The organism is Anoxybacillus sp. ST70 (assembly GCF_019553625.1).
In the GTDB taxonomy this organism is placed as follows: Bacteria; Bacillota; Bacilli; order Bacillales; family Anoxybacillaceae; genus Anoxybacillus; species Anoxybacillus gonensis.
Map to the genome: position 1 here is coordinate 150854 of NZ_JAHZOF010000005.1, position 25151 is coordinate 176004.

At 41.9% G+C, this 25151-nt stretch carries 28 protein-coding genes, 1 tRNA gene, 1 other RNA gene and 1 pseudogene; 29 read left to right on the plus strand and 2 right to left on the minus strand.

Annotated features, from left to right (window positions below; genetic code table 11):
• Positions 1-70: 70 nt before the first annotated feature.
• From trxB to K1I43_RS08870, 6 genes are all read left to right on the plus strand, one after another.
• Positions 71-1018 (plus strand): thioredoxin-disulfide reductase, encoded by a 948-nt coding sequence (trxB, locus tag K1I43_RS08845; protein ID WP_009362298.1) that lies wholly within the window; start codon positions 71-73, stop codon positions 1016-1018.
• A gap of 226 nt (positions 1019-1244) precedes the next feature.
• Positions 1245-1703, plus strand: coding sequence for an NUDIX hydrolase (locus tag K1I43_RS08850; protein ID WP_009362297.1), 459 nt, complete (start codon positions 1245-1247; stop codon positions 1701-1703).
• 17 nt (positions 1704-1720) lie between these two features.
• A complete protein-coding gene (gene rapZ / locus K1I43_RS08855) occupies positions 1721-2611 on the plus strand; it encodes an RNase adapter RapZ (protein WP_220382649.1) in 891 nt (296 codons plus the stop codon).
• Positions 2608-3573: a gluconeogenesis factor YvcK family protein gene (locus K1I43_RS08860; RefSeq protein WP_021093697.1), complete on the plus strand. Its 966-nt coding sequence runs from the start codon at positions 2608-2610 to the stop codon at positions 3571-3573. The genes rapZ and K1I43_RS08860 overlap by 4 nt, the downstream gene beginning before the upstream one ends.
• Before the next feature lie 12 nt (positions 3574-3585).
• Positions 3586-4548, plus strand: a complete 963-nt coding sequence (gene whiA, locus K1I43_RS08865; RefSeq protein ID WP_021093696.1) for a DNA-binding protein WhiA — start codon at positions 3586-3588, stop codon at positions 4546-4548.
• 20 nt (positions 4549-4568) lie between these two features.
• Complete coding sequence (locus K1I43_RS08870) at positions 4569-4826, plus strand: HPr family phosphocarrier protein (RefSeq protein WP_035062829.1); 258 nt, start codon at positions 4569-4571, stop codon at positions 4824-4826.
• Positions 4827-4853: 27 nt separating this feature from the next.
• Here K1I43_RS08870 and clpP read toward each other — a convergent pair whose 3' ends face one another.
• Positions 4854-5489, minus strand: coding sequence for an ATP-dependent Clp endopeptidase proteolytic subunit ClpP (gene clpP / locus K1I43_RS08875; RefSeq protein WP_075039260.1), 636 nt, complete (start codon positions 5487-5489; stop codon positions 4854-4856).
• 168 nt (positions 5490-5657) lie between these two features.
• On the opposite strand from clpP, the gene K1I43_RS08880 reads away from it, so the two are divergent.
• From K1I43_RS08880 to K1I43_RS08990, 23 genes and pseudogenes are all read left to right on the plus strand, one after another.
• Positions 5658-5729, plus strand: a tRNA-Arg gene (locus K1I43_RS08880).
• Positions 5730-5953: 224 nt separating this feature from the next.
• Entirely contained in the window at positions 5954-7231 is a 1278-nt protein-coding gene (gene rpoN, locus K1I43_RS08885) for an RNA polymerase factor sigma-54 (protein WP_220382650.1), read from the plus strand.
• A gap of 12 nt (positions 7232-7243) precedes the next feature.
• A complete protein-coding gene (locus K1I43_RS08890; protein WP_009362291.1) occupies positions 7244-7468 on the plus strand; it encodes a glutaredoxin family protein in 225 nt (74 codons plus the stop codon).
• A 143-nt stretch (positions 7469-7611) separates the two neighbouring features.
• The gene (locus tag K1I43_RS08895) at positions 7612-8643 is read left to right on the plus strand and encodes a sugar-binding transcriptional regulator (RefSeq protein WP_019417455.1); all 1032 of its coding nucleotides are present in this window, start codon (positions 7612-7614) and stop codon (positions 8641-8643) included.
• Between the two features lie 36 nt (positions 8644-8679).
• The gene (gene gap / locus K1I43_RS08900) at positions 8680-9687 is read left to right on the plus strand and encodes a type I glyceraldehyde-3-phosphate dehydrogenase (protein WP_019417454.1); all 1008 of its coding nucleotides are present in this window, start codon (positions 8680-8682) and stop codon (positions 9685-9687) included.
• Between the two features lie 116 nt (positions 9688-9803).
• Entirely contained in the window at positions 9804-10988 is a 1185-nt protein-coding gene (locus K1I43_RS08905; RefSeq protein ID WP_019417453.1) for a phosphoglycerate kinase, read from the plus strand.
• 17 nt (positions 10989-11005) lie between these two features.
• Positions 11006-11761 (plus strand): triose-phosphate isomerase, encoded by a 756-nt coding sequence (gene tpiA, locus K1I43_RS08910; protein ID WP_009362287.1) that lies wholly within the window; start codon positions 11006-11008, stop codon positions 11759-11761.
• Positions 11758-13293: a 2,3-bisphosphoglycerate-independent phosphoglycerate mutase gene (gene gpmI / locus K1I43_RS08915; RefSeq protein ID WP_009362286.1), complete on the plus strand. Its 1536-nt coding sequence runs from the start codon at positions 11758-11760 to the stop codon at positions 13291-13293. The genes tpiA and gpmI overlap by 4 nt, the downstream gene beginning before the upstream one ends.
• 19 nt (positions 13294-13312) lie before the next feature.
• Complete coding sequence (gene eno, locus K1I43_RS08920) at positions 13313-14608, plus strand: phosphopyruvate hydratase (RefSeq protein ID WP_009362285.1); 1296 nt, start codon at positions 13313-13315, stop codon at positions 14606-14608.
• A gap of 173 nt (positions 14609-14781) precedes the next feature.
• Positions 14782-15270: a hypothetical protein gene (locus K1I43_RS08925; protein WP_019417452.1), complete on the plus strand. Its 489-nt coding sequence runs from the start codon at positions 14782-14784 to the stop codon at positions 15268-15270.
• A 37-nt stretch (positions 15271-15307) separates the two neighbouring features.
• Positions 15308-15514: a hypothetical protein gene (locus tag K1I43_RS08930; RefSeq protein WP_019417451.1), complete on the plus strand. Its 207-nt coding sequence runs from the start codon at positions 15308-15310 to the stop codon at positions 15512-15514.
• Between the two features lie 46 nt (positions 15515-15560).
• Positions 15561-15668: pseudogene (locus K1I43_RS08935) on the plus strand (hypothetical protein); the annotation flags it as partial.
• Between the two features lie 114 nt (positions 15669-15782).
• Positions 15783-16016, plus strand: a complete 234-nt coding sequence (gene secG / locus K1I43_RS08940) for a preprotein translocase subunit SecG (RefSeq protein ID WP_009362284.1) — start codon at positions 15783-15785, stop codon at positions 16014-16016.
• Between the two features lie 31 nt (positions 16017-16047).
• Positions 16048-16806, plus strand: coding sequence for an alpha/beta hydrolase (locus K1I43_RS08945; RefSeq protein ID WP_100215858.1), 759 nt, complete (start codon positions 16048-16050; stop codon positions 16804-16806).
• Positions 16807-16826: 20 nt separating this feature from the next.
• Positions 16827-19106 (plus strand): ribonuclease R, encoded by a 2280-nt coding sequence (gene rnr, locus K1I43_RS08950; RefSeq protein ID WP_019417448.1) that lies wholly within the window; start codon positions 16827-16829, stop codon positions 19104-19106.
• Positions 19107-19184: 78 nt separating this feature from the next.
• The gene (smpB, locus tag K1I43_RS08955; RefSeq protein ID WP_019417447.1) at positions 19185-19649 is read left to right on the plus strand and encodes an SsrA-binding protein SmpB; all 465 of its coding nucleotides are present in this window, start codon (positions 19185-19187) and stop codon (positions 19647-19649) included.
• 99 nt (positions 19650-19748) lie between these two features.
• Positions 19749-20101, plus strand: a transfer-messenger RNA (tmRNA) gene (gene ssrA, locus K1I43_RS08960).
• A 165-nt stretch (positions 20102-20266) separates the two neighbouring features.
• Entirely contained in the window at positions 20267-21196 is a 930-nt protein-coding gene (locus tag K1I43_RS08965) for an ABC transporter substrate-binding protein (RefSeq protein WP_019417446.1), read from the plus strand.
• An 18-nt stretch (positions 21197-21214) separates the two neighbouring features.
• On the plus strand, positions 21215-22249 hold the full coding sequence (locus K1I43_RS08970; RefSeq protein ID WP_019417445.1) for a FecCD family ABC transporter permease: 1035 nt from the start codon (positions 21215-21217) through the stop codon (positions 22247-22249).
• Positions 22236-23027, plus strand: coding sequence for an ABC transporter ATP-binding protein (locus K1I43_RS08975; protein WP_019417444.1), 792 nt, complete (start codon positions 22236-22238; stop codon positions 23025-23027). The genes K1I43_RS08970 and K1I43_RS08975 overlap by 14 nt, the downstream gene beginning before the upstream one ends.
• Before the next feature lie 16 nt (positions 23028-23043).
• Positions 23044-23547 (plus strand): HugZ family pyridoxamine 5'-phosphate oxidase, encoded by a 504-nt coding sequence (locus K1I43_RS08980; protein WP_220382651.1) that lies wholly within the window; start codon positions 23044-23046, stop codon positions 23545-23547.
• The gene (locus K1I43_RS08985) at positions 23544-24596 is read left to right on the plus strand and encodes a hypothetical protein (RefSeq protein WP_019417442.1); all 1053 of its coding nucleotides are present in this window, start codon (positions 23544-23546) and stop codon (positions 24594-24596) included. Before K1I43_RS08980 ends, K1I43_RS08985 begins: the two co-directional genes overlap by 4 nt.
• A 16-nt stretch (positions 24597-24612) precedes the next feature.
• Positions 24613-24924: an antibiotic biosynthesis monooxygenase gene (locus K1I43_RS08990; protein WP_019417441.1), complete on the plus strand. Its 312-nt coding sequence runs from the start codon at positions 24613-24615 to the stop codon at positions 24922-24924.
• Between the two features lie 35 nt (positions 24925-24959).
• On the opposite strand, the gene K1I43_RS08995 is transcribed toward K1I43_RS08990, so the two are convergent.
• Positions 24960-25133: a hypothetical protein gene (locus K1I43_RS08995; RefSeq protein WP_009362281.1), complete on the minus strand. Its 174-nt coding sequence runs from the start codon at positions 25131-25133 to the stop codon at positions 24960-24962.
• Positions 25134-25151: the final 18 nt, after the last annotated feature.

Here is a 25151-nt window from a genome sequence, read left to right on the forward strand (position 1 = left end):
TTTTGTTGTATTACGATAGAAATATGGAAACGATAAAATGGAGAAGCCATGCAGAAAGGGTGGAAGAAACGTGTCACAAGAAAAAATTTATGATGTCATTATTATCGGTGCAGGTCCAGCAGGAATGACGGCAGCGGTATACACATCGCGGGCGAATTTATCGACGCTTATGCTTGAGCGCGGAGTTCCTGGTGGTCAAATGGCAAATACAGAAGAAGTAGAAAACTATCCAGGTTATGACCATATTCTTGGACCGGAATTGGCGACAAAAATGTTTGAACATGCGAAAAAATTCGGCGCTGAATATGCATACGGCGATGTGAAAGAAGTGATTGATGGCGAACAATATAAAACGGTTGTAACAAGCAACCAACAATATAAAGCGCGTGCGATTATTATTGCGACAGGAGCGGAGTATAAAAAGCTTGGCGTTCCTGGTGAAAAAGAATTAGGGGGACGCGGCGTTTCATATTGTGCAGTATGTGACGGAGCGTTTTTCAAAGGAAAAGAGCTTGTCGTCGTTGGCGGTGGAGACTCGGCAGTAGAAGAAGGCGTATATTTAACACGCTTCGCAAGCAAAGTGACGATCGTTCATCGCCGCGACCAGTTGCGTGCACAAAAAATTTTACAGCAACGGGCGTTTGCAAATGAAAAAATTGATTTCATTTGGAATCATACAGTAAAGCAAATTAACGAAAAAGATGGTCGTGTCGGCAGCGTGACGCTCGTTCATACGCAAACAGGGGAAGAGCGTGAGTTTCCATGTGATGGAGTGTTTATTTACATCGGTATGGTGCCATTAACAAAGCCGTTTGCGTCGCTCGGCATTACGAATGAAAATGGCTACATTGAAACGAACGAATTGATGGAAACAAAAGTGCCTGGCATTTTTGCAGCGGGGGATGTTCGTGAAAAGTCGCTTCGTCAAATTGTTACGGCAACAGGAGACGGAAGTATTGCGGCACAAAGCGCACAACATTACGTAGAAGAACTGAAGGAAAAGCTTAACATTAAGTAATAAAAACGTAATGTTGCTTTAATTGAACTGTAACACGCTTGAAACAATAAAAGAGTATGATAAAAGTAAGTAATTGACCCCCTTTTTATATACACTTGTTGGCACGGGCTTTTGTCCCGTGCTTTCTTTTTTATGTGATGAAAACGTTTCAAAATTTATACTTTGTGACCGTTTGTAAGAAATAGTATAATGAAAAAAACATATTCATTATTGAGGTGAACGGACGTTGCAACGAGTAACGAACTGCGTATTAGTGAAAGACGGACACGTTCTATTGTTGAAAAAGCCTCGGCGTGGCTGGTGGGTGGCGCCGGGTGGAAAAATGGAGCAAGGAGAATCAGTACGAGAAGCTTGTGTGCGCGAATATCGCGAGGAAACAGGCATTTATATTAAAAACCCGCAATTAAAAGGGGTATTTACATTTGTCATGAAACGAGGAGAAGAAGTCGTTTCGGAGTGGATGATGTTCACATTTTTTGCGGAACATTTTGATGGTGAAAACGTATTACAATGTGAAGAAGGGGAACTTGCTTGGCATCCAATTGAGCACATTCCAACGCTTCCGATGGCGCCGGGCGATTACCATATTATTGATTATGTCATTAAAGGAACAGGAATTATGTACGGCACGTTTACGTATACAGAGGAATTTGAGCTGTTGTCTTACCGACTGGATCCGAGTTAAAGAAAGGGGAGAGGAAGATGAGCACAGGTTCAGCACATGTTCAAATGGTTATTATTACAGGGATGTCGGGGGCAGGAAAAACGGTAGCTATCCAAAGTTTTGAAGACTTAGGTTATTTTTGTGTCGATAATTTACCGCCGACATTGTTGCCGAAGTTTCTTGAATTAATTCGAGAATCAGGAAATAAAATGAATAAAATTGCACTCGTCATGGATTTGCGGAGCCGTGACTTTTTTGACCGTCTTTTTGCGGCGTTGGATGATTTAGCGGAAACATCATGGGTAACCCCACAAATTTTATTTTTAGATGCAAGCGATGCGACGCTCGTCAGCCGCTATAAAGAAACGCGCCGTTCTCATCCGCTTGCGCCAAGCGGGTTGCCGCTTGAAGGGATTAAGTTGGAGCGCGAGTTGCTTGAAGAATTAAAAGGGCGCGCACAAATGATTATTGATACGTCCAGCTTAAAACCGCGAGAGCTGCGTGAAAAAATTGTTCAAACATTTGCAACGCCAGCAACGACCACTTTTTCTGTCAATGTCGTTTCATTCGGGTTTAAATACGGTCTACCGATTGATGCTGATCTCGTTTTTGATGTCCGCTTCTTACCAAATCCGCACTACATTGAACATATGCGCCCAAAAACAGGATTAGATGAAGAAGTGTCATCTTACGTATTAAAGTGGACGGAAACGCAAAAATTTATTGAAAAAATAACAGATTTGCTGGCGTTTATGCTCCCGCACTATAAACGAGAAGGAAAAAGCCAAGTGGTGATTGCCATCGGATGTACAGGTGGACAGCATCGTTCTGTTACGTTAGCGGAGTATATCGCGCGCCATTTTGCAGACGAATATACAACGCACGTGTCACATCGAGATATTGCAAAAAGAAAGGATACGCACCGATGAAAAAAATTGTTGTCATTGGTGGGGGAACAGGTCTCCCTGTGTTGCTTCGTGGGTTAAAGCAATATAATGTCGATTTAACAGCGATCGTGACCGTTGCAGATGACGGCGGAAGCTCGGGAAGATTGCGCGACGAACTCGATATGCCCCCGCCTGGAGATATTCGAAATGTGCTTGCTGCGCTTTCTGATGTGGAGCCACTCATCGTTGAACTGTTTCAACATCGTTTTGAAAACGGAAATGGGTTATCAGGTCATTCGCTCGGTAATTTAATTTTAGCGGCGATGACGTCTATTACGGGCGATTTTGTGCATGCAGTTCGTGAAATGGGGAAAGTGTTAAATGTGCGCGGAAAAGTGTTGCCAGCAGCGAATGAAAGCGTTGTGTTGCATGCGGAAATGGAAGATGGGACGATTGTATCAGGGGAGTCGAAAATTCCGTATTCCGGAAAAAAAATAAAACGTGTATTTTTAACTCCCGCAAATATTGAACCGCTCGAAGAAACGATTATGGAATTGCGGTCGGCTGATTTAATTGTCATCGGTCCCGGGAGTTTGTATACAAGCATTTTACCGAACTTACTCGTTCCTAAAATTGGCGAAGAGGTATGTCAATCAAAAGCGAAAAAAGTATATATATGCAACGTCATGACCCAAGCAGGAGAAACGTTAAACTATACGGCGAGCGATCATGTGAAAGCGCTGTATGATCATATGGCGTGTGCATTTTTAGATGCAATCATTGTAAACGATGCGCCGATTTTGCCAGAAACAAAAGAACGGTATGCAAAAGAATGGGCTGCACCAGTCGTTTGTGATACGGAAAAGTTAGAGGCGCTCGGTTTACAAGTCATTTGTGATGCGATCATCGATGAGCGAGATGGAACGGTGCGTCACGATACAAAAAAAGTAGCGGCGTTGCTCGTTTCGCTCCTTGCACCTCCTTCGCACGGCACATATTCATAGGAGGTGAGATTGTTGTCGTTTGCATCGGAAACAAAAAAAGAATTGACGAATATCGAAGTAAAAACGTGTTGTTTAAAAGCGGAATTGTCCGCCTTAATTCGAATGAACGGTTCGATTTCGTTTTCCAATCGCCGTTTATTGTTAAATATTCAAACGGAAAATGCCGCGATTGCAAGGCGAATTTATACGTTATTAAAAAAAGGGTACGACGTAGCGGTCGAACTACTTGTTCGTAAAAAGATGCGCCTGAAGAAAAACAACGTGTATATTGTACGCGTGGTAGAAGGGACGCATGAGTTATTGTCAGATTTAAAAATTATGGAAGAAGGATTTTCTTTCGTCCGTTCCATTTCACCAGAGCTTGTGCAAAAAAAATGTTGCAAGCGCTCGTATTTGCGTGGTGCCTTTTTAGCAGGGGGATCCGTCAACAATCCGGAAACATCGTCTTATCATTTAGAAATCTTTTCATTGTATCGTGAGCATAACGAATCGCTTTGTGAACTGATGAACACGGCTTTTCATTTACATGCCCGCACATTAGAAAGAAAAAAAGGATTTATTACGTATTTAAAAGAAGCGGAGAAAATTGCCGAGTTTTTAAGCGTTATCGGAGCACATCAAGCGTTACTGCGATTTGAGGATGTGCGCATCGTCCGCGACATGCGCAATTCTGTCAATCGTCTTGTCAATTGCGAAACGGCGAACTTAAACAAAACGATTGGCGCAGCGTTACGCCAAGTTGAAAACATTCGTTATATTGACGAAACGATTGGACTTGATCAACTGCCAGAAAAACTTCGTGAAATTGCAAAATTGCGCATGGAATATCAAGATGTAACATTAAAAGAACTTGGGGAAATGGTTACGGGAGGAAAAATTAGCAAATCTGGTATTAACCATCGTCTGCGCAAATTAGATGAAATTGCAGAACGGCTTCGCGCCGGTCAGCCAATTGATTTTCATAAATCTTTATAAAATTATAGGAGGAATACATGATGGTAGAAAAACAAGTGGAAGTACGCCTAAAAACAGGATTACAAGCGCGCCCAGCCGCGTTGTTTGTTCAAGAAGCGAACCGCTTTTCAGCTGACGTTTATATCGAAAAAGACGGAAAAAAAGTAAATGCAAAAAGTATTATGGGTGTTATGAGTTTAGCGATTCATACAGGGGCGGTCATTACGATTTATGCGGATGGATCCGATGAACAAGAAGCGTTAAACAAGCTTGTGCACTATGTTGAACAAGAAGCATAATAAAAAAAGGCGGGCATGCCGCCTTTTTTATTTTTCGTCAACGCGTGTTAATACGCGGTCAATTAAACCGTACTCTTTTGCTTTTTCTGCTGTCATAAAGTTGTCGCGGTCTGTGTCGCGCTCAATGACTTCGATCGGTTGTCCTGTATTTTCAGACAAAATGCGGTTTAATTTATCACGTAAGAATAAAATGCGTTTTGCCGCAATTTCGATTTCTGTCGCTTGACCTTGTGCGCCACCAAGCGGCTGGTGAATCATAATTTCACTATTTGGCAATGCGAAACGTTTTCCTTTGGCACCTGCTGCAAGTAAAAATGCACCCATGGAAGCCGCCATACCGATACAAATGGTCGATACGTCTGGCTTAATAAATTGCATCGTATCGTAAATCGCCATGCCCGCTGTAATCGATCCACCAGGGCTGTTAATGTAAAGAGAAATGTCTTTCTCAGGATCTTCAGCTGCTAAAAATAAAAGCTGAGAAACGATCGAGTTGGCAACATGATCGTCAATTGGGCTTCCTAAAATAATGATGCGGTCTTTTAATAAACGGGAGTAAATGTCATAGGCGCGCTCCCCGCGGCTCGTTTGTTCAATAACTGTAGGAATTAAGTTCATACTCTTCCTCCTCCGATCATTCGTTTTTTTATGTACTTTTATCATACAAAAAAGGTCAATAAAGGTCAAATGAAATCCCTTTTGCTTATATGTATTCGTGTTTTTGGTTCATCATCCCTTCTTTCATCGTTTCCGCTTTCCGAAATTTTAAACGTCATGGCTATTGCATTTTTTTTTCTTCTTCACTATAATGGTAAGTGCATTTATCTTTATGCCCTCGTAGTGTAGTGGATAGCACGAGAGATTCCGGTTCTCTTAGCGTGGGTTCGAATCCTGCCGAGGGCGTTATGAAACCCTGCTTGCGTGGCAAGCAGGGTTTTTTGACATAAAAACAAAGTCCGGTGAGCCACACCGGACGAATGGATAAATTTTGCGAGGCTTGCTCGCTTGTTCTATAAGAATGATAACATGCCTTCAATGCATATGCATAGTAGAAAAAACATCCAACAAGTTTTTATCGTCTCTTTCTGATCGAGATGATAAAATGAGGATGAAGGGAGATGGCATGAATGGAGATGCAATTAACGCAAAGGCAAGAGCTAAAAGTTGCGTTGACAAAAGAGCTTGTCCAAGCGATTGAATTGTTGCAATATTCAACGGTAGAATTGCAATCGCTTTTACACGAACAAGCGCTTGAAAATCCATTTATTGAGCTGCGAGAGCGAAAACGGACGACTCATAGGCGGCGTGAACAAACAGATCGGATGAATTATATTGAAAATGTAAGCGCTTTTAATCGCTCGCTTGCTTCCCACTTGCATGCCCAACTTGTTGGGATGCGCCTATCTCGTGAGCATAAAAAAGCGCTCGATTATTTCATTGCTTCGCTTGATGAATGGGGTTATTTGCATACGACGATTGCGGAGGCGGCTTGCCATCTTCAATTGGAAGAAACGGTTGTGTCAAATGCTCTGCATATGTTACGTTCACTTGATCCAGCGGGAGTAGGAGCGGAAAATTTGTCACATTGTTTATATTTACAACTCATTCGTCTTCCAGAAAGGGATGAGTTAGCGGAGACCATTGTCACGGAGTATTTTGAACCGTTTGTTAATAAAAAGTGGAAAGAAATAAAAGCGAAACTAGGTGTGGAATTAAGCGATTTACAACGAGTGTGGGAACTGATTCGCACGCTTCATCCACGTCCAGGAAGTTTATATAATGATGAGCAAATGACGTATATTGTACCGGATGTCATCGTTTCATACGATAACGGAACATGGACGGTGACGATGAATGAAGAAATCGTTCCAACGGTTGTATGGAATGAAGCGTATGAACGGAAAGTACAGACGGACGATCCGCATGTTCGAAAATATATCGAAGAAAAAAGGCAGCAGTTTCAGTGGATTCAGCGGTGTTTAACTCAACGAGCGACGACGATGGAGAGAATTACGCTCGAGTTAATCGATAAGCAACGCGATTATTTTGAAAAAGGTTCACTCCATATGAAACCGCTCACGATGCGTGATGTTGCTGCTTCATTAAACATGCATGAATCGACAGTTAGTCGCGCAGTAAAAAATAAATATATGCAAACGCCTCATGGGTTAATTGAAATGCGTCGCTTTTTCACTAGTGGTGTGGATGATGCGTCGCAAGAAAAAGTAAAAAGTTTAATTGCTGAACTGATTAAACAAGAAAATAGCCAAAAACCTCTTTCTGATCAAAACATTGCTGATTTACTTGAACAACGTTACAATATTTGTGTTGCACGGCGGACGGTTGCAAAATATCGCGAACAGCTTCACATTCCGCCAGCTTCGAAACGAAAGCAATATGCGTAAGAGGGGAAAAACATGAAAGTGATCGTATATTCGAAAGAAAATTGCTGTCTTTGTGATGAGGCGAAAGCGATTCTTCGAGAGTTACAAGTGGAATGGGAAGAAGTCGATATTTACAAAGACGAACAATTGCTTGAGCAGTATCATCTCATCATTCCGGTCATTGAAGTCGATGGTGAGATGATTGCATATGGCCGCATTCACAAAGATGTCATAAGAAAGCGATTACAACAAAAATGAAGCAGTTGAACAATGTTTCACTTCCTGTTACAATGAAGTTGTAGCAGGGGTGAATTTTTTACACAAAGTGGGACACAATACGTCATGGTGGGACTTAAAACGTCCTACAAAAGAAAAAGAGAGTAAAGAAGGAAGAAAAGAGCATGCGACAATGGATTGATGTTCAACGAAAATTGTTGCCTGATCTTCTCGTGATTATGCAAAAGCGATATGAAATTTTGCAGCACATTCGGTTAATGCAGCCGATCGGACGACGAACGTTGTCGCTCAACTTAGGCATTAGCGAGCGCGTTTTACGTTCGGAAGTGCAGTTTTTAAAAGAGCAACATTTACTTGATATTACAGCTGCAGGCATGAGCATTACAGCTGAAGGAAATGATGTGCTCATACAGCTAGAAGATATGATGCGAGAAGTATTAGGGCTGAAAGAATTAGAAAGAAAAATAAAAAAGAAGCTTCCTATCGAAGACGTCATTGTCGTTGCTGGTGATAGCGACCAGTCTCCTTGGGTGAAAAGAGAAATGGGAAGAGCTTGTGTCTCACGAATAAAACATTCGCTAAAAGGGAATGACATTGTTGCGGTGACGGGTGGAACAACCCTTGCTGCTGTTGCTGAAATGATGACACCCGACCTAAAATATCGCGATGTGTTATTCGTTCCAGCACGCGGTGGACTTGGAGAAGATGTAACAAACCAAGCGAACACGATTTGTGCGCGCATGGCTGAAAAAGCGATGGGGAATTATCGTTTGTTACATGTTCCTGACCAGCTAAGTGCTGAAACGTATCAATCGATTATTGAAGAACCTGCTATTCGAGAAGTACTAGAATTAATTAAATCATCAACGATCGTCATTCACGGAATTGGCGATGCGAAAACGATGGCGGAACGAAGAAAAACGCCGCCAGAAGAAATGAAAAAAATTGAACAAAACGAAGCGGTGGCGGAAGCGTTTGGGTATTACTTTAATCAGCACGGAGACGTCGTGCATAAAGTAAATACAGTTGGCATTCAGCTTGAAGATGTACGCCACGTTCCTTGCGTAATCGCGGTTGCAGGAGGAGCTTCGAAAGCAAAAGCAATTCAAGCGTATATAAAACAGGCGAATCAGTGCATCTTAATTACAGATGAAGGTGCAGCAAAACAGTTAGTACGGGATGATTCATCCCTCTAAAATATATCCTTACAATTCCAAAGGAGGACAAAAACGATGGTAGTAAAAATTGGTATTAACGGTTTTGGTCGTATCGGCCGCAACGTATTTCGTGCAGCATTAAAAAATCCTGAAATTGAAGTAGTAGCAGTAAACGACTTAACAGATGCAAAAACGTTAGCACATCTTTTAAAATATGACTCTGTTCACGGCACATTAGATGCAGAAGTGTCTGTAAACGGAAATAACATCGTTGTAAACGGAAAAGAAATTATCGTAAAAGCAGAACGTGACCCAGCAAACTTAGGATGGGGCGATCTTGGTGTTGACATCGTTGTTGAATCAACAGGACGCTTCACAAAACGTGAAGATGCAGCGAAACATTTAGAAGCAGGTGCGAAAAAAGTAATCATTTCTGCACCAGCGACAAATGAAGACATTACAATCGTAATGGGCGTAAACCAAGACAAATATGACCCAGCAAACCATCATGTGATTTCAAACGCATCTTGTACAACAAACTGCTTAGCGCCATTTGCAAAAGTATTGCATGAAAAATTCGGTATTATCCGCGGAATGATGACAACTGTTCACGCATATACAAACGACCAACAAATTCTTGACTTACCACATAAAGACTTGCGTCGTGCGCGTGCAGCGGCGGAATCAATCATTCCAACATCAACAGGTGCAGCGAAAGCCGTAGCACTTGTATTGCCTGAATTAAAAGGAAAATTAAACGGTATGGCAATGCGCGTACCAACACCAAACGTTTCTGTTGTTGACCTTGTTGCTGAACTAGAAAAAGAAGTAACAGTTGAAGAAGTAAACGCAGCGTTAAAAGCGGCGGCAGAAGGTGAATTAAAAGGTATTCTTGCTTACAGCGAAGAGCCACTTGTTTCTCGTGACTACAACGGCTCAACAGCTTCTTCAACAATCGATGCACTTTCAACAATGGTTATGGAAGGTCGCATGGTGAAAGTTCTTTCTTGGTACGATAACGAAACAGGATACTCTCACCGCGTTGTTGACCTTGCTGCATACATTGCGTCAAAAGGCTTATAATTTTTTGGATTGTTTGCCCAAAACGGTTTATAATAAATAGTTGGAAATACCGAGAAGGGGAGCGGGGATCATCCCCACTCCCTTTCTATGTACCACACGAATAAGGAGGCCTTTCCATGAACAAAAAAACAGTTCGTGACATTGATGTGAAAGGGAAACGTGTCTTTTGTCGCGTCGACTTTAACGTGCCAATGCAAAACGGTGTCGTTACTGACGATACGCGTATTCGCGCCGCGCTTCCAACCATTCAATATTTGATGGAGCAAGGAGCAAAAGTCATTTTAGCAAGCCATCTCGGCCGTCCGAAAGGGAAAGTTGTTGAAGAAATGCGTTTAAATGCTGTGGCAGAACGTTTGAGCGAACTGCTTGGCAAGCGCGTCGTAAAAACGGATGAAGCGTATGGCGATGCGGTGAAAGCGGCGATTGCACAAATGAATGAAGGCGATGTGTTATTGCTTGAAAATGTTCGCTTCTATCCTGGTGAAGAGAAAAACGATCCAGAGTTAGCGAAAGCATTTGCAGAACTCGCTGACGTATATGTTAACGATGCGTTTGGTGCCGCTCACCGTGCACATGCATCAACGGAAGGGATCGCTCACCACTTACCTGCTGTGGCTGGCTTCTTAATGGAAAAAGAAATCGAAGTATTAGGAAAAGCATTGTCAAATCCAGACCGTCCGTTCACCGCAATTATCGGTGGTGCGAAAGTAAAAGATAAAATCGGCGTAATCGAAAACTTATTAGACAAAGTTGACAATTTAATTATTGGTGGCGGGTTAGCTTACACATTTGTCAAAGCGCTTGGCCACGAAATCGGAAAATCATTATTAGAGGAAGATAAAATCGAACTTGCAAAATCTTTTATGGAAAAGGCGAAAGAAAAAGGCGTGAACTTCTATATGCCTGTTGACGCAGTCGTTGCGGACGATTTCTCAAACGATGCAAACAAAAAAGTAGTGAACATCGATGAAATTCCAAGCGACTGGGAAGGACTTGATATCGGTCCGAAAACACGTGAATTGTACCGCGACGTCATTTTAAAATCAAAACTTGTCATTTGGAACGGCCCGATGGGCGTATTCGAAATGGATGCGTTTGCGGAAGGGACAAAAGCAGTTGCTCAAGCGCTTGCTGATGCAGAAGGTACATATACGGTCATCGGTGGCGGCGATTCAGCAGCGGCAGTTGAGAAATTTGGACTTGCAGACAAAATGGATCACATTTCAACAGGTGGCGGTGCGTCGCTTGAATTTATGGAAGGAAAACAACTTCCAGGTGTCGTCGCGTTGAACGATAAGTAAGAAAGGGGTTAAAAGCGATGCGAAAGCCGATTATTGCAGGAAACTGGAAAATGCATAAAACGCTACAAGAAGCGCTTCAATTTATTGAAGAAGTGAAGCATGCCGTTCCTTCAAACGAACAAGTCGATACGGTTGTATGTGCTCCAGCGCTCTTTTTAGCTCATTTAGTAGAAGCGGCAAAAGGAACGAATGTAAAAATTGGTGCGCAAAATATGCATTTTGAAGATCAAGGCGCATTTACAGGGGAGATTAGCCCTGTTGCATTAAAACATATTGGTGTAGAGTATGTCATCATCGGTCATTCAGAGCGCCGTGAAATGTTTGCAGAAACAGATGAAACAGTAAATAAAAAAGTGCTTGCGGCATTTAAACATGGACTTGTACCAATCGTTTGTTGCGGTGAGACGTTAGAAGAACGGGAAAGCAATCGTACAAACGAAGTGGTCGGCGCACAAGTTGAAAAAGCACTTGCTGGTTTAACAGAAGAGCAAGTGAAACAAGTCGTTATTGCTTATGAACCAATTTGGGCGATTGGAACAGGAAAATCGTCTACAGCGGAAGATGCAAACAACGTATGCGGCTATATTCGTCAAGTGATTGCCAATGCATTTTCACAACAAGCTGCTGATGCGGTGCGCATTCAATACGGTGGTAGCGTGAAACCGGAAAATATCGGTGCATTTTTAGCAGAAGAGCATATTGACGGTGCACTCGTTGGCGGTGCAAGCTTACAACCACAATCGTTTTTACAACTCGTGGAGGCAGGAAAATGAGCAAAAAACCAGTAGCATTAATTATTTTAGACGGATTTGCTCTTCGTGAAGAAACGTTTGGTAACGCGGTTGCACAAGCGAAAAAGCCAAACTTTGATCGATATTGGAATGAATATCCACATGCGACGTTAACGGCGTGCGGTGAAGCGGTTGGGCTTCCTGAAGGACAAATGGGGAATTCGGAAGTTGGCCATTTAAATATCGGGGCCGGTCGCATTGTGTACCAAAGCTTAACGCGCGTCAACATCGCCATTCGTGAAGGCGAATTTGAGCGCAACGAAACGTTTTTAGCAGCGATGGATCATGTGAAAAAGAATGGAACGAATTTGCACATTTTCGGACTTCTTTCAGACGGCGGCGTGCACAGCCATATTAATCATTTGTTTGCTCTCTTGAAGCTAGCAGCAAAAGAAGGCGTCAAACATGTGTATATTCACGGCTTTTTAGATGGACGCGACGTCGGTCCACAAACAGCGAAAACGTATATTCAACAGTTAAATGAACAAATTGCACAAATTGGCGTTGGCGAAATTGCTACGCTATCTGGTCGTTATTATTCCATGGACCGCGACAAACGTTGGGAGCGCGTAGAAAAAGCGTATCGTGCGATGGTGTATGGCGAAGGTCCATCATACCGTGATCCGCTTGCGTGCATCGATGATTCTTACGCAAATGGCATTTATGACGAATTCGTCTTGCCATCTGTTATCGTTCGTGAAGATGGATCACCAGTCGCGACGATTCAAGATAACGATGCGGTCATTTTCTACAACTTCCGTCCTGACCGTGCGATTCAAATTTCAAATACGTTTACGAACGATGATTTTCGTTCATTTGATCGCGGACCGAAACATCCGAAAAACTTGTTTTTCGTATGCTTAACACACTTTAGTGAAACAGTAAAAGGGTACGTGGCATTTAAGCCAACGAACCTTGATAATACGCTCGGTGAAGTATTATCACAAAACGGGTTAAAGCAATTGCGTATTGCAGAAACGGAAAAATATCCACATGTTACTTTCTTCATGAGCGGCGGTCGTGAAGAAAAGTTTCCTGGCGAAGAGCGCATTTTAATTGACTCGCCAAAAGTGGCAACATACGACTTAAAACCAGAAATGAGCGCATACGAAGTGACAGAAGCGCTATTAAAAGAAATTGAAGCGGACAAATTCGATGCGATCATTTTAAACTACGCAAATCCTGATATGGTTGGCCACTCTGGAATGTTAGAACCGACAATTAAAGCAGTTGAAGCGGTCGACGAATGTTTAGGAAAAGTTGTTGATGCAATCATCGCTAAAGGCGGTATTGCGATCATTACGGCAGACCACGGAAATGCAGATGAAGTATTAAATCCAGATGGCAGCCCAAATACGGCGCACACGACAAATCCGGTGCCGGTCATCGTCACGAAAAAAGGCATTACGCTTCGCCAAGACGGTATTTTAGGCGACTTGGCGCCAACGATGCTCGATTTACTCGGCTTACAACAACCAAAAGAAATGACAGGAAAAACGTTAATTCAAAAATAAACTAAAGGAGAGATGAACGATGCCAACAATTATTGACATTTATGCTCGTGAAGTATTAGACTCTCGCGGCAATCCGACAGTAGAGGTAGAAGTATACACAGAATCTGGTGCATTTGGACGCGCCCTCGTTCCAAGCGGAGCATCAACAGGGGAATACGAAGCTGTTGAATTGCGCGATGGCGACAAAGGTCGTTACCTCGGTAAAGGTGTATTACAAGCGGTGAAAAACGTAAACGAAGTGATCGCGCCAGCGTTAATCGGTAGCTACGATGTAACAGAGCAAGTAGCGATTGACCGCGCATTAATCGCTTTAGATGGTACAGAAAATAAAGGAAAATTAGGTGCGAACGCCATCCTTGGCGTATCGATGGCTGTCGCGCGCGCAGCTGCCGATTACTTAGGTATTCCTTTATATCAATATTTAGGCGGATTTAACGCAAAAACGTTGCCAGTGCCAATGATGAACATTTTAAATGGCGGTGCGCATGCAGATAACAACGTTGACATTCAAGAATTTATGATTATGCCAGTTGGCGCACCAAACTTCCGTGAAGCGCTTCGTATGGGTGCGGAAATTTTCCATAGCTTAAAATCGGTATTAAAAGCAAAAGGTTACAATACAGCGGTTGGTGATGAAGGTGGATTCGCACCAAACTTAAAATCAAATGAAGAAGCGCTTGAAACAATTATTGAAGCGATCGAAAAAGCAGGATACAAACCAGGCACAGAAGTCATGCTTGCGATGGACGTTGCTTCTTCTGAACTTTACAACAAAGAAACAGGCAAATACCATTTAGAAGGCGAAGGCGTTGTAAAAACGTCTGAAGAAATGGTTGCTTGGTATGAAGAGCTTGTTAACAAATATCCGATCATCTCGATCGAAGACGGCTTAGATGAAAACGACTGGGCTGGTCATAAGTTATTAACAGAGCGCCTTGGCAAAAAAGTACAACTTGTTGGTGACGACTTATTCGTAACAAATACGAAAAAATTAGCGCAAGGTATTGAACAAGGTGTAGGGAACTCGATCTTAATTAAAGTGAACCAAATCGGTACGTTAACAGAAACGTTTGAAGCGATTGAAATGGCAAAACGCGCAGGCTATACAGCGGTTATTTCTCACCGTTCTGGTGAAACAGAAGATAGCACCATCGCTGACATCGCGGTCGCAACAAACGCGGGTCAAATTAAAACAGGTGCCCCTTCACGCACAGACCGCGTGGCGAAATACAACCAATTGCTTCGCATTGAAGACCAATTAGGCGAAACAGCGGTATACGATGGAGTAAAAACGTTCTACAACTTGAAGAAGTAAAAACGCAAACAAGGATGCCTCACGTGGGCATCCTTTTGTTTATTATGTCAAATTTAAAAGAAGTATGTCGAAGAAAACATATTGACAAATAAAAATAAGCCCTAATATAATCGGTTTGTAAAAAAATGTATTAGGGGTGTGAGATAGTCAAAATGAGGAGGAAAATATGTAGCTTGATTTTGACTGGATTTTTTTGTTTTTTAGTTGTTTTTATGATGTATGTCGATTCAGTAAATGCAATGACTAATCGCTCGACTATTCTGCTAAAAGAAGAATCCTCCGATATGTATTCAATAACTATACCAATTACTCAAAAATCACAAATTACTCAACAGGATGTACATTCTTATGGGATAAAAGGATTTCTAGTTAAACAAGCAATTAAAATTATTAAAATTGCCACTGATAAAGGAGGAGACGTTTTAAACTATATACTCAAGTGGCTTGATAAAGACACAGCAAAATACTTTGAGAATAATAAAGACAAAGTAGTGAAATCACTAGATGATCTCGAAAATTGGGTTGATGATGCGAGTGATTTGGCTCAAATCACAATTAAAAATAAGTTAAACTCTTTATTAATGGTAGCAGGGGTACCTGGTACATATTCGTTACCTATCGCTGATGCTATTGCAAGAACGATTACTTGGTTAGTTCTTTAATTTTTATGTTTCATCAAAATGACATGGGGAGATAAAAATGAGAAAAATTTATGAATACTTATCAATCGAAGAAAAAAAGGAAGCAGTTAGAAGACTAAAACAAGATTTAATAAAATTAGAACAGGAGATATCCAAAAATAAGAGTTCTTTTTCAAGTTTTATATGTGAAGTACTGTACAGTACACGTGATAAATGGAAGTTGGAGATTGAGGAACTAGAGCGTGAAATAAGAAATAAAATGTAAGCTGGACACAGGAGTTACTTTTGTTATATTTATGGATAAAAAAGGAAGAAATGACCGCGTGGAAAAATACAACCAATTGCTTCGCATTGAAGACCAATTAGGCGAAACAGCGGTATACGAAGGAATGAAAACATTCTACAACTTGAAGAAGTAAGTGTATAAACAAGGATGCCTCACGTAGGCATCCTTGTTGCTCGTTGTACAAATGAATGTTGTTATGTTAAAATAAAACTATTGTGATTGATGTGCGTCGTTGGAGGTGTAAAGTATGCATACGTTTCTTGTTACGTTGCTTGTTATTGTTTCGATCGGAATGATTGCGGTTGTTTTATTGCAATCCGGTCGAAGCGCGGGGCTTTCGGGTGCGATTACAGGCGGGGCTGAACAATTGTTCGGTAAACAGAAAGCACGCGGGATTGATGCGGTGTTGCACCGTGTGACTGTTGTTCTTGCCGTGTTGTTTTTCGTATTAACAGTAGCTGTCACTTATTTTGAACTGTAACAGCGGTCCAGCGATGCGGATCGCTTTTTTCATGGAGAAGGGAGGAATTGTTGTGAAGCTAGTTGCACCACAACCGTTTACGTTTGAAGCAGGTGAACGGGCAGTATTGTTATTGCACGGATTTACAGGAAACTCTGCCGACGTGCGCATGCTCGGTCGTTTTTTACAAGCGAAAGGATATACGTGTCATGCCCCAATTTACAAAGGACATGGTGTGCCGCCAGAAGAGCTCGTTCATACCGGTCCAGAAGATTGGTGGCAAGATGTGATGAACGCTTATGAATATTTAAAACAAACCTATGAAAAAATCGCTGTCGTTGGATTGTCACTTGGCGGTGTGTTTTCGTTAAAACTTGGCTATACTGTTCCTGTCGTGGGCATCGTGCCGATGTGCGCCCCGATGTATATTAAAAGCGAGCAGACGATGTATGAAGGAGTTTTAGCGTACGCCCGCGAATATAAAAAGCGGGAAGGAAAAAGCGAGGAGCAAATCGAGCAAGAAATGACCGAGTTTGCGAAAACGCCGATGAAAACGCTGAAAGCACTACAACAACTGATCGCCGATGTGCGCGATCATCTTGATTATATTTATGCCCCTGTTTTTGTTGTGCAAGCGCGTCATGATGACATGATTAACCCAGATAGTGCAAATATTATTTATAACGGCGTCGAATCTCCCGTAAAACAAATCAAATGGTATGAGGAGTCAGGACACGTCATTACGCTTGATAAAGAAAAAGAACAGCTTCACGAAGACATTTATACATTTTTAGAATCATTAGATTGGTAATCCTCGAAAGGAGGAAGTAAATGAAGGAAAAATTATTAGCATTTATGCGTGATGAAGCGTATAAACCGCTTACGGTTCAAGAATTAGAAGAAGCGTTTCATATTACAGACGCCGCGGAGTTTAAAGAGCTTGTTAAAACACTTGTGGCGTTAGAAGAAGAAGGGTTGATCGTTCGAACAAGAAGCAATCGCTACGGGCTACCTGAAAAAATGAACTTAATTCGTGGGAAAGTGACAGGTCATGCGAAAGGATTTGCGTTTGTCGTTCCAGAAGATCCAACGCTTGACGATATTTTTATTCCACCATCAGAGCTGAAAAATGCGATGCACGGTGATACCGTTCTCGTGCGTGTAAACGGACAAGCAACGGGGGCGCGTCAAGAAGGAACGATTGTCCGCATTATTGAGCGTGGCATTACAGAAGTTGTCGGCACGTATACAGAAAGTAAAAACTTCGGCTTTGTCATTCCAGACGATAAAAAGATTGTGAACGATATTTTTATTCCGAAACATGCCGCAAACGGCGCAGTGGAGGGGCATAAAGTTGTCGTCCGCCTCACGACGTATCCGGAAGGACGCATAAGCGCAGAAGGAGAAGTTATTAAAATTTTAGGACATAAAAACGATCCTGGGGTCGATATTTTATCCATTATTCATAAACATGGATTGCCGCTTCAATTCCCTGAAGACGTCCTTGAACATGCGAACAGCATTCCTGATACGATTTCTGAAGAGGAGATAAAAGATCGCCGTGACTTGCGCAATGAGATGATTGTCACGATCGACGGGGAAGATGCAAAAGACTTAGACGATGCGGTGACGGTGACGAAATTAGAAAACGGAAACTACAAACTCGGCGTTCATATTGCGGATGTAAGCCATTACGTCACCGAAGGATCACCGATTGACCGTGAAGCATACGAGCGTGGAACGAGCGTTTATTTAGTAGATCGCGTCATTCCGATGATTCCGCATCGACTGTCAAACGGTATTTGTTCATTAAATCCGAAAGTCGATCGGTTAACGTTATCGTGCGAGATGGAAATTAACGATCGTGGCGAAGTCGTTCAACATGAAATTTTCCAAAGTGTCATTCGCACGACAGAGAGAATGACGTATTCCGATGTGAACCGCATTCTCGTTGATAAAGACGAGGCGCTTCGAGAAAAGTACGCTCCGCTTGTGCCGATGTTTGAGTTAATGGCAGAGTTAGCCGATATTTTACGAAACAAGCGCATGAAACGCGGTGCCATTGATTTTGACTTTAAAGAAGCGAAAGTGCTCGTCGATGAAAACGGCAAGCCGTATGACGTCGTGTTGCGTGAGCGTTCTGTTGCGGAGCGATTAATCGAGGAATTTATGCTTGCGGCAAATGAAACGATTGCTGAACATTTCCATTGGATGAACGTGCCGTTTATTTACCGTGTGCATGAAGATCCGAAGCCTGAAAAATTGCAGCGCTTTTTAGAGTTTATTACGAATTTCGGCTATATTGTCAAAGGAACAGGAAACCAAATTCATCCTCGTGCCTTACAAGAAGTGTTAGAAGCGGTGCGTGGCGAGCCGGAAGAAATGGTCGTTTCGACCGTTATGCTTCGCTCGATGAAGCAAGCGCGCTACGACGCCGAAAGCCTCGGGCACTACGGACTATCAACGGAATTTTATACGCATTTTACGTCGCCGATTCGTCGCTACCCAGACTTAATCGTCCATCGTCTTATTCGCACATATTTAATTCATGGGCAAATCGACGAGCAAACGCAACAAAAATGGGCGGAGAAGCTTCCGGAAATTGCGGAACATACGTCGAATATGGAGCGCCGTGCCGTCGAAGCAGAGCGTGAGACAGATGACTTGAAGAAAACCGAGTTTATGGAAGATAAAATCGGCATGGAGTTTGACGGCATTATTAGTTCCGTCACGAATTTTGGTTTGTTTGTCGAACTGCCGAATACAGTCGAAGGACTTGTGCACGTCAGCTATTTAACAGATGATTATTATCATTACGACGAGCAACATTATGCGATGATTGGTGAGCGAACGGGGAAAGTATATCGCATTGGCGATCAAATTACGGTGCGCGTCATTCATGTGAATAAAGAGGAGCGCATCGTCGACTTTGAAATTGTCGGCATGAAAGGTCGGAAAAACAAACAACCAAAAGCAGCTCCTGTTGTCATTGAAGGAAAACGGAGAAAGAAAAAAGAAGAAGAGCCATGGCCAACGAAAAAAACGAAGAAAAAGAAAAAGTTTTATGAAGATATACCAAACATGAAAAAGAAGAAAAAGAAAAAACGATAAGAAAAGCCTCGTCAGTAGAGGCTTTTCCTTTCTTATCATTTTTGTTAAAATATTCGTTGTCTGAAGGGAGGGAAACAAATGCCAAAAGGGGAAGGAAAGCTCATTGCTCAAAATAAAAAAGCGCATCACGATTATTTTATCGAAGAAACGTACGAAGCAGGACTTGTGTTGCAAGGAACGGAAATTAAATCGATTCGCGCTGGAAAAGTGAATTTAAAAGATTCATTCGCAAAAGTGGAAAAAGGCGAAGTGTTTTTGCATAATATGCATATTAGTCCGTACGAACAAGGCAATCGCTACAATCACGATCCGTTGCGGACGCGCAAATTATTGCTTCACCGTCGCGAAATTAATAAGCTTATCGGTTATACGAAAGAGCAAGGCTATACGCTTGTGCCGTTAAAACTATACATGAAAGATGGCTTTGCGAAATTGTTGTTAGGGGTCGGAAAAGGAAAGAAAAAATACGACAAACGGGAAGATATGAAAAAGAAAGAAGCGCAACGTGAAGTAGAACGTGCATTTCGTGAACGTCAAAAATAATCCAAGAAGTTACAATTGCAAATGAGCGGGAATGTGCTATAATAAATGATGTCAGCCAGTTATAAAAGCTTAAGCTTCCTTCGTACGTTTCTCTTATACGGGGACGTTACGGATTCGACAGGGGTAGATCGAGCTTAAGCTGCGAGCCGAGGGGATCGTCCTCGTAAAAACGTCACTTAAAGATAACTGGCAAAGAAAACTACGCTTTAGCTGCTTAATTTATGCGGCTAGCTCCTACCGCCATCGCCCATGTGGCGGCCTAGGGGTTCATAACAAGTGGGCTACGCCTAAGTCCGCCGTCTGAGGACGAGGGAAGAGATCAATCAGACTAGCTGCTCGGATGCCTGTCGGTAGGCGGAAGAAGCGGCGAAAGCGAAATATACCGACTACGCTCGTAGACGCTTAAGTGGCGATATCTCTGGACGTGGGTTCGACTCCCACCGTCTCCATACTTAGTAAAGAGGAAAACGACTGCGTTGGCGGTCGTTTTTTATTTTGGATACGTTTCTATCGTTTATAACTTTTATATGCGAAAAACTAATTGACAAAGATTATCAATATCGATTATCATATTATTCGTAAATGATAATGATAATCATTAGAAAGGAGAAAGGGAAATGAGGAAATTATTTTCTTATGTCCTGTCTTTATGTTTGCTTGTCGGGTTGTTTGGTTTCAACGGTGGGACGGCTGAAGCATCGAGCGGGCTAACCATTAAAGATTCAGCTGGGCGAACAGTGACGTTTGATCGTACACCACAACGTGTTGTTGTATTAAGTCCGGGGGATTTACATACGCTTCAAGCGCTCGGTGTACAAGTCGTAGGGCGACCGACTTCTGCTACACCTGTGGATGCAAGTTTACAATCTGTTCCGCAAGTAGGAAACATTCATCAACCAAACTTCGAAAAAATCGTTAGTTTACAGCCGGATGTAGTGATTGCAGGAACATCTTTTTTAGGGCATATTCAAAAAGCGCAATCATTGGGATTGAAAGTCGTTATCACTTCCGGGAGTTCTGTGAATGATATTAAATCGTCCATAACATTACTAGGAAAATTGTTTAACAAAGCACAGAAAGCGAAAGTGTTAGTTGGAAAGATTGATAGCAAAGTAAAAAAATATAATAAAACGAAAACGAAAGTACGTGCGGTTATTTTATTCGGTTCAGGAGCTAGTTCGCTTGTCGCCTTACCGACATCATTTTCCGGTGATGTATTAGCGAAAGCTGGTGGAGAAAATATTGCAGCAAGCTTTTCGCAACTGAAAGACTATCCCGGATACGCTAATTTAAGTACGGAACGCATTATCGCGAGCAATCCAGATGTGATTTTCATCATTACACATGCGAACCATGCTGAAACAAAAAAAGCAATGATTAAGTTAATGTCAACAAGTTCATGGCGTAACTTGAAAGCGGTGAAAAATAAAAACGTCATCTTTTTACCAAGTGAACTGTTTGCTGCGAGCCCTGGAGTGAAAATCACAAACGCATTAGATCATATGAATAAAGAGTTATTAAAAGTGCGAGCGAAAATGAAAAAGTAATAGATGAGGGATCACATGATGGAAACATCTCTTAGTGAAATACAGAAAAGAAAGCATCCTTATGCGCAAAGAAGAATATGGACGTTGGTTTTTCTTCTCATCTCCATTGTATTCGTATGTTTATATTCGATCATCACAGGAAGTGTGAAGTTGCAATTGCATGAAGTTTGGGAAGGGCTTGCGGGAGAAAAAGATTCGATGTTTTATACGATCGTATGGGACTTACGGTTGCCTAGAACGATCGTTGGCTTAATTGTAGGCATGTGTTTAGCTATTTCTGGAACGATTATGCAAGGGGTAATGAAAAATCCGCTTGCTGACCCTGGCATTATCGGTGTATCGTCAGGGGCGGCATTAATGGCGGTCATTATTACAATTGTACTGCCGCAATATATCATTTTGTTGCCGTTTGCAGCGTTTATCGGAGGATTTGTCACAGCGATGCTTATTTACGCTTTAGCATGGCAAGGTGGTTCATCCATTGCAAGAATTATTTTAGTCGGTGTTGCCATTAACGCCATTATTGGTGCGACGATGAGTGCGATTATGTTGTTGTATAGCGATCGTGTGCAAGCGGTTCTTCCTTGGATGGCAGGCGTCATTTCAGGGGCGACGATGGAGCAGGCAAAGTTGTTAGCGCTTTATAGCATCCCAGGATTGATTTTGTCGATTCTTGCTATTCGGCACATTCGCATTCTCCATTTGGGAGATGAAATGGCGAAACTGTTAGGACATCATGTCGAACGTTCCCGTTTCTTTTTAATTGTCATTAGTACGTTTTTAACAGGTATTGCGGTCAGTGTTTCTGGATTAATTGGTTTCATAGGTCTTGTCGTTCCACACATGATTCGACTTATTGTTGGAAGCGATGATCGTTTTGTATTACCGTTATCAGCACTAGGGGGCGGGGCGTTTCTTGTGTTTGCTGATACGATTGCGCGCAGTTGGTTTGATCCAATTGAATTGCCGGTTGGGTTATTGCTTTCGTTTTTAGGTGGACCGTTTTTCTTATATATTCTCCATAAAAGGGGGAATGTGCGTGCTTTCGGCTAAACATATCACATATCAACATTCGGATCATTTTTGTATTGAAGATGTTCATATTGACATTCAAAAAGGAGAAATTGTCAGCCTGATCGGACCAAACGGTTCAGGAAAATCGACGCTCCTTCGTCTCCTTTCGCATGTGTTAAAGCCAATTGGTGGGACCGTTTTATTGGACGGAAGTGAAATTCATACGTTAAGTCGTAAGGCGATCGCTAAAAAAATGGCGATGTTGCCCCAAACGAACAATCATCAATTAGATATGACGGTTCGAGAACTTATTGAGTTTGGTAGAAACCCTCATAAAGGTTGGTTTCAATCGTTAAACGAAGAAGATGAAAAAGTGATTCGTTGGGCATTAGAAATGACAAATTTGCAATCGTATGAATATCGATTTTTACACTCTTTGTCTGGTGGGGAGCGTCAACGTGCATGGATTGCGATGGCGTTGGCACAACGGCCTGAAGTGTTATTGCTTGATGAACCGACAACATATTTAGATATTTCCCATCAATTAGAAGTGATGGAACTCATTCAAATGTTGAATCACCAATTAGGCATGACAGTCGTTATGGTTTTACATGACATTAATCAAGCGGCACAATACAGCGATCGAATGATTGTAATGAAAGACGGGAAGATTCAATATGATGATCGCACACAATGTGTGATTTGCAAACAAATGTTTCAAGATATATTCGGTATTGATGTCGACATCCGTTATGAAGGGGATAAACCATTTTTCATTCCTATCCGAAAAACGTGTCACATTCCATGTTTAACGTAGAAAAGGTGAGAAAACATTGGAAGAGAAAAAAAGAGAGCGCTATGTGCAGTTTGTGAAACAATGTAAAACAATGATGATCAGTACAATAGATGAACGTGGTGAGCCGTTTATTAGTTATGCCCCCTTTGTGATAGACGAAAGTCATTTTTACATTTTGATTAGCCGAACGGCTGAACATTTTCAATATATTGAACGTAATGAGCGAGTTTCGGTATTGTTGATTGCCGATGAAGCAACATCAACCAACTTGTTTGCACGAGAGCGCGTTCGATTTACATGCAAACGAACGAACATTGGCAACAACGGAAATGATCATATTTTTGCTAAGTTTGAGGACATTCACGGCAAACCGATGATTCGTTTATTGCGAAGTATTGATTTTTCGCTTTTTCAACTTACCCCGATGGAGGGACGTTACGTTGTAGGTTTTGGGCAAGCGTTTGATGTCGATTTAAACGGTGAACGATTTACGCATGTAATTGTTAATAAAAATGAGGAAGGGAGACTTGAGGGGCAATGAGTACGAAAAAATTTATAAATATGACGGTCATCGGTTTTATCTTGTTCAGTTTGCTTCTTTCTTTTCAACCAATTATTTCAGAAGCAAAAACGAATGTGGCTACCATCGTCAATGAAGCGAAAGCGCAAATGAAAAAAGCCCATACAACGTATACAGCGTATGTTCAAAAAACAGGGATCATCCCGCCACATGCGACCGTTTTAGCTGAGTATAAAAAGGCCCATCAGTTATATGTACAAGCGAAACAAGCTGTTCAAAAGTCTGCTGGGAAAGAGAAAAAGAAATATGTTAGCGACCTAGATGGTGCGTATAAAACGTATATGGCTAAACGAGTCATTCCGTATTTGAATGCTTCTGTTGTATTTGAAGGATCTAAAAAGATGAGAACAGCTTTGGAGCAAGCAATTGTTGATGAAGATATGGATGCGTTGCAAGTAGCGCATAAACAGTTGCAAGTATACGTGCAAAATCGTCAACTTCGTGTATATAACAATGTATCCGAAGCGAATGTTCGAAAACTACTTTTAGGAGAATTTTCGAAAAGTAAGGCGCTCTATGATAAATATGCAAATGATGTGAAAGTGTATGAGCAACTATTAAAAGCGAATGAATACCTCGAAGATGGGAAGTTCGCTGAAGCGAAAAAAGTGCTTGATGCAGTCAATGCATTATTATCAAACCTATCGGATACGTTTCGGGCAGATTTGACAAATGAATATCACAACTTATCTGAAGTTTATAACGATTTAATTACACCTCCTGTGGCCGAGCTAGATTATGTAGAAGCAACGAACGGTGCGCTTACGTTATATTTTGATATTCCTGTTTCTTCATTAAGCGCAGCAAATATGAAAATAACGGTCGCGATTAATAAAGGAGAGGAGCAAGTTGTCCAACCGGCAACGATTACGCTAAGTGAAGACCGAACAGTAGCTACGATTGTAGTTCCAACGATCTCGGAAAAAGATGAAGAGCAGTCTGTTGTATATGCAGTTGAGTATGCAGGGAAAAAAGTAACTGCTGATCCTTTCGCAGTTTTAAAAAAATAAAAGGGAGAGATGATACATGTACGTTGTTACAAATGCGATTCGTGTAAAAAAAGGATATGCTTCACAACTTGTTGAGCGATTTAAAGAAAGAAAAGGGATCGAACAATCACCTGGGTTTATTCGTTTAGAATTGCATGTGACACAAGGGCTTGAAGATTATGATGAAGTGCGTGTATGCACTACGTGGGAGAACAAACAATCGTTTGAGGCTTGGACGCAAAGTGAGGCATTTCGTAAAGCCCATGAGCAAAAAGCAAAAGATCGTCCTGACTATGTGCTTGGAAATCAAATGTTTTCATATGAAGTTGCCCTTTCTTTTCAAGCATAGAAAAAAGCTAGGGAGCTAGTGCTCCTTAGCTTTGTTTAATAGTACCATCCGCCACCATATGGGTAAAACGGATATGGACGTGGTGGGTAGTAATATGGGCGTGGTGGATAAAACGGATAAGGTGTTAATGCACTGCCAAGCAATCCACCTAAAAAGCCCCCGAAAAACGGTGCACCAAAAAAGCCAAAAAACGGTCTGCGACCATACATTGAGCATTCCCTCCCTAT

Excerpts from the sequence above, each read along its gene's own strand:
- rapZ (WP_220382649.1), top strand. The coding sequence starts at position 1,721 with ATGAGCACAGGTTCAGCACATGTTCAAATGGTTATTATTACAGGGATG.
- K1I43_RS08860 (WP_021093697.1), top strand. The coding sequence starts at position 2,608 with ATGAAAAAAATTGTTGTCATTGGTGGGGGAACAGGTCTCCCTGTGTTG.
- K1I43_RS08870 (WP_035062829.1), top strand. The coding sequence starts at position 4,569 with ATGGTAGAAAAACAAGTGGAAGTACGCCTAAAAACAGGATTACAAGCG.
- clpP (WP_075039260.1), bottom strand. The coding sequence starts at position 5,489 with ATGATAAAAGTACATAAAAAAACGAATGATCGGAGGAGGAAGAGTATG.
- rpoN (WP_220382650.1), top strand. The coding sequence starts at position 5,954 with ATGGAGATGCAATTAACGCAAAGGCAAGAGCTAAAAGTTGCGTTGACA.
- K1I43_RS08890 (WP_009362291.1), top strand. The coding sequence starts at position 7,244 with ATGAAAGTGATCGTATATTCGAAAGAAAATTGCTGTCTTTGTGATGAG.
- K1I43_RS08895 (WP_019417455.1), top strand. The coding sequence starts at position 7,612 with ATGCGACAATGGATTGATGTTCAACGAAAATTGTTGCCTGATCTTCTC.
- gap (WP_019417454.1), top strand. The coding sequence starts at position 8,680 with ATGGTAGTAAAAATTGGTATTAACGGTTTTGGTCGTATCGGCCGCAAC.
- K1I43_RS08905 (WP_019417453.1), top strand. The coding sequence starts at position 9,804 with ATGAACAAAAAAACAGTTCGTGACATTGATGTGAAAGGGAAACGTGTC.
- tpiA (WP_009362287.1), top strand. The coding sequence starts at position 11,006 with ATGCGAAAGCCGATTATTGCAGGAAACTGGAAAATGCATAAAACGCTA.
- gpmI (WP_009362286.1), top strand. The coding sequence starts at position 11,758 with ATGAGCAAAAAACCAGTAGCATTAATTATTTTAGACGGATTTGCTCTT.
- eno (WP_009362285.1), top strand. The coding sequence starts at position 13,313 with ATGCCAACAATTATTGACATTTATGCTCGTGAAGTATTAGACTCTCGC.
- K1I43_RS08930 (WP_019417451.1), top strand. The coding sequence starts at position 15,308 with ATGAGAAAAATTTATGAATACTTATCAATCGAAGAAAAAAAGGAAGCA.
- secG (WP_009362284.1), top strand. The coding sequence starts at position 15,783 with ATGCATACGTTTCTTGTTACGTTGCTTGTTATTGTTTCGATCGGAATG.
- K1I43_RS08945 (WP_100215858.1), top strand. The coding sequence starts at position 16,048 with ATGGAGAAGGGAGGAATTGTTGTGAAGCTAGTTGCACCACAACCGTTT.
- rnr (WP_019417448.1), top strand. The coding sequence starts at position 16,827 with ATGAAGGAAAAATTATTAGCATTTATGCGTGATGAAGCGTATAAACCG.
- smpB (WP_019417447.1), top strand. The coding sequence starts at position 19,185 with ATGCCAAAAGGGGAAGGAAAGCTCATTGCTCAAAATAAAAAAGCGCAT.
- K1I43_RS08965 (WP_019417446.1), top strand. The coding sequence starts at position 20,267 with ATGAGGAAATTATTTTCTTATGTCCTGTCTTTATGTTTGCTTGTCGGG.
- K1I43_RS08970 (WP_019417445.1), top strand. The coding sequence starts at position 21,215 with ATGGAAACATCTCTTAGTGAAATACAGAAAAGAAAGCATCCTTATGCG.
- K1I43_RS08985 (WP_019417442.1), top strand. The coding sequence starts at position 23,544 with ATGAGTACGAAAAAATTTATAAATATGACGGTCATCGGTTTTATCTTG.
- K1I43_RS08990 (WP_019417441.1), top strand. The coding sequence starts at position 24,613 with ATGTACGTTGTTACAAATGCGATTCGTGTAAAAAAAGGATATGCTTCA.
- K1I43_RS08995 (WP_009362281.1), bottom strand. The coding sequence starts at position 25,133 with ATGTATGGTCGCAGACCGTTTTTTGGCTTTTTTGGTGCACCGTTTTTC.